This is a genomic window from Streptomyces sp. 7N604, assembly GCF_052245475.1.
Lineage (GTDB): Bacteria > Actinomycetota > Actinomycetes > Streptomycetales > Streptomycetaceae > Streptomyces.
The window spans coordinates 1-4,111 of the sequence record NZ_JBQQBX010000081.1 but is presented as its reverse complement, the minus strand read 5'-3'; the positions used below and the strand labels follow the sequence as shown (position 1 = coordinate 4,111).

Here is a 4,111-nt window from a genome sequence, read left to right as displayed (position 1 = left end):
TGCCCGCCCCGGACTACGGTCCGGAGTGGGTCGGGCGGGCCCCGCGCTCTCCCCGCGAGGAGATCCTGTGCGGCCTGTTCGCCGAAGTCCTCGGCCTGCCCGGCATCAGCATCGACGACAGCTTCTTCGACTTGGGTGGGCACTCCCTCCTCGCGACGAAGCTGGTGAGCCGCATCCGCTCGGTGCTGGACGCCGAGCTGTCCGTACGGCAGCTCTTCGAAACCCCCACCGTCGCCGCGCTCGCCACCGCACTCGACGGAGCCACCCAAGCGCGCCGCGGAGTGGTCCGGCTGGCCCGGCCCGCCCGGATCCCGCTCTCGCACCCACAGCAGCGCCTGTGGTTCCTCCAGCATCTGGAGGGTCCGAGCGATGTGTACAACGTGGCCGTCTGCCTCGAACTGGCCGGGCGGCTGGACGCGGATGCGCTGCGCGACGCGCTCGCGGACGTGGCCGCGCGTCACGAGAGCCTGCATACGGTCTTCGCCGAGGACGCCGAGGGCAGCGCGTACCAGGTGATCCTGGACCCGGAGCGCGTGCGGCCCCCGCTGGCCGTGGAGCGGGTGGACGAGGAGTCGGTGGCGGAGCGGCTGCGGCGTGCCACCAGGTACGTTTTCGATCTGTCCGCCGAAGCGCCCCTGCGGGCCTGGCTGTTCGAGACCGGCGGCGACAAGCGGGTTCTGCTGCTGCTGACGCACCACATCGCGAGCGATGCACGGTCGCGCACCATCCTCGTGCACGAGCTGACCGCGGCTTACGCGGCGCGTACGAGCGGCGCGGCCCCGCAGTGGTCGCCGCTGCCCGTCCAGTACGCGGACTACAGCCTGTGGCAGCGTGAGGTGCTCGGCTCGGAGGCGGACGGTGACAGCGGTATCTCTCGCCAGATCGCCTTCTGGGAGCAGGCGTTGGCGGGTCTGCCGGAGGAGATCGGGCTCCCCACGGACCGGCCGCGCGGCTCGGGGCCGTCCTATGCGGGTGACCGGGTGCCCTTCGAGCTGCCCGACGGACTGTACGAGCGGCTGACGGCCCTGGCCCGGTCTGCACACGCCAGCCCGTTCATGGTGCTCCAGGCGGCGCTCGCCACCCTGTTGACCAGGCTCGGCGCGGGCACGGACATCCCGCTCGGCGCGCCGGTGGCGGGCCGCACCGACGACGCGCTGGACGGCCTCATCGGGTTCTTCGTCAACACCCTCGTGCTGCGCACGGACACCTCCGGCGACCCGACGTTCACCGAGCTGATCAGCCGTGTCCGTACGCAGAACCTGACGGCGTACGCGCACCAGGATCTGCCGTTCGAGCGGCTGGTCGAGGTGGTCAACCCGGAGCGCTCGCTGTCCCGGCACCCCCTGTTCCAGGTCATGCTGAGCTTCGACAACTCCGACCGGAGCACCGGCGCAGTCCCGCTCGCCGAGTTGCCCGGACTCACGGTCACCGGCCGGCCGCTCGGCGCGCCCTCCGCGAAGTTCGACCTGTCCTTCGAGATCGCCGAGCGCACGTCGGAGTCCGGTGCTCCCGATGGGCTGAGCTGTGCCCTGGACTTCAGCACGCAGCTGTTCGACCGGGACACCGCGGAGAGCATCGCCGGCCGGTTCGTACGAATTCTCGAGGCGATGGCCGACGATCCGGACCAGCCCATCGGCGCGGTCGGAATCCTCGACCCCGCCGAGCGGCACCGACTGCTCACCGAGTGGAACGACACGGCCGTCGACTATCCGGCGGAGCGCAGCGTGCACGGGCTGTTCGAGGAGCGGGCGGCCGCAGCGCCGGACGCGATTGCCGTGGTCTCCGGGACGCAGACACTCACGTACGCCGAGCTCAACGTGCGTGCCAACCGCCTCGCGCACCGGCTGATCCGGGCGGGTGTGCGGCCCGAGAGCCGGGTCGCCGTCCTCCAGGAGCGGTCCGCCGAGCTGGTGGTGTCGACGCTGGCGGTACTCAAAGCGGGCGGCGTGTATGTGCCGATCGATCCCCACCAGCCCGCGACCCGTACCGAGTTCATCCTGCGGGACACCGAAGCCGTGGCACTGCTCACCGACCGGGAACCCGGCCGGGTCGGGTTCGCGACGGACGCCCCCACGGTGCGGGTGGGCGCCCCGGAGGACTTCGACGACGAGGCGGAGACCGACCCGGACCTCCCCACGCGGGCCCAGCAGCTCGTCTACGTGATGTACACGTCGGGTTCGACGGGCACGCCGAAGGGCGTTGCCAATACCCACCGCAACGTTGTGCACCTGGCGGCCGACCGGTACTGGCGCGCGGGCCGTCACGAGCGGGTCCTGATGCACTCCCCGTACGCCTTCGACGCCTCCACCTTCGAGATCTGGACGCCGCTGCTGACCGGGGGCAGCATCGTGGTCGCCCCGGCGGGTCGCCTCGACGCTTCGGACCTGGCCACGGTGATCGCCGCGCAGAAGGTGACCGGCCTTTTCGTCAGTGCCGGCCTGTTCCGGGTGCTGGCCGAGGAACGCCCCGAGTGCTTCGCGGGCGTCCGGGAGATCTGGGCGGGCGGCGACGTGGTGTCTCCGGTGGCGGTGCGGCGTGTGCTGGAAGCCTGTCCTGGCACGGTCGTGGCGAACGAGTACGGGCCCACGGAGACGACCGTGTTCTCCACCGTCAACCAGCTGCGCGCGGCGGACGACGTGCCAGAGGCGGTCGTGCCGATCGGCCGCCCCCTGTGGAACACCCGGGTCTATGTGCTCGATGACGGGCTGCGGCCGGTGGCTCCGGGGGTCAGCGGCGAGCTGTACATCGGCGGTGCCGGTGTGGCCCGCGGCTATCTGGGCCGGGCCGCGCTGACGGCGCAGCGATTCGTCGCCGATCCCTTCGCGGACGGCGGGGAGCGGATGTACCGGACGGGCGACGTCGTGCGATGGCGCGCCGACGGGCGGCTGGAGTTCGTCGGCCGTGTGGACGATCAGGTGAAGCTGCGCGGATTCCGCATCGAACCCAGCGAGATCGAGGCCGCGTTGGCCGCACATCCCCATGTCGCCCAGGCGGCGGTGGTCCTCCGCGAGGACCGGCCCGGCGACAAACGGCTGGTCGGCTATGTCGTCGCGGGCGCCGGGCAGCCGACCGACCAGGAGGAGCTGCGCGGGCACGTCGCATCGTCGCTGCCGGAGTACATGGTGCCGTCGGCCGTGGTCTTCCTCGACGAGCTGCCGTTGACGGCGAACGGGAAGCTGGACCGCCGTGCGCTGCCCGCTCCGCAGTACGGCGGCGAGCAGGCGGGGCGCGGGCCGCGCTCGGAGCGGGAGAAGACGCTGTGCTCCCTGTTCGCCGAGGTGCTGGGGCTGTCGGAGGTCGGTGTCGATGACGGGTTCTTCGACCTGGGCGGCGACAGCATCATGTCGATCCAGCTGGTGAGCCGGGCCCGGCGGGCCGGACTGGAGCTGTCCGTACGGGACATCTTCGAGCGGCGCACGGTCGCGGCCCTGGCCGAGGTCGTCACCGAGGCGTCCGGGATCGCGGCCGAGGAGCCGGGCGCGGGCGTCGGCGCCGTGCCGCTCACCCCGATCGTGCGCTGGTTCCTCGAACGGGGAGGCCCCGTCGACCAGTTCAATCAGTCACGGCTGGTCCAGGTGCCCGCCTCGCTGCGCCACGACCATCTGGTCGCCGCGGTGCAGGCAGTTCTGGACCACCACGACGCGCTGCGCGCCCGTCTGCACCGGGACGCGGCCGGCGACCGGATGGAGATCACCCCGCCCGGTTCCGTGCGCGCCGAGTCCTGTGTGCTGCGGGTGGACGCGGCCGGCCTGGACGAGGAGGCCCAGCGGGACCTGGTGCGGGAACACACCGAGGCGGCGCGCCGGCGGCTGGATCCGGCCGCTGGGGCCCTAACGCAGGTGGTGTGGTTCGACCGGGGGCCGGACATGCCCGGTGTGCTACTGCTTCTGGTTCATCACCTGGTGGTGGACGGGGTGTCGTGGCGGGTGTTGATGCCGGATGTGGCGGAGGCCTACCGGGAGGTGGCGGCCGGCCGCCCGGTGCGGTTGCAGCCGGTGGGTACGTCGCTGCGCCGCTGGGCGGAGCGCCTGGTGGAGGAGGCGGCGACGCCGGTGCGTGCCGCGGAGGCCGCGTGGTGGCGGGATGTGCTGCGTGGTGCGTCCCCGCCGCT

Annotated in this window: 1 protein-coding gene; it reads left to right on the top strand. The window is 72.1% G+C overall.

Annotated elements, in window-relative coordinates:
• Positions 1 to 4,111 (top strand): amino acid adenylation domain-containing protein (locus ACTWP8_RS38055; RefSeq protein ID WP_443326623.1); only part of this gene is annotated, 4,111 nt, incomplete at both ends.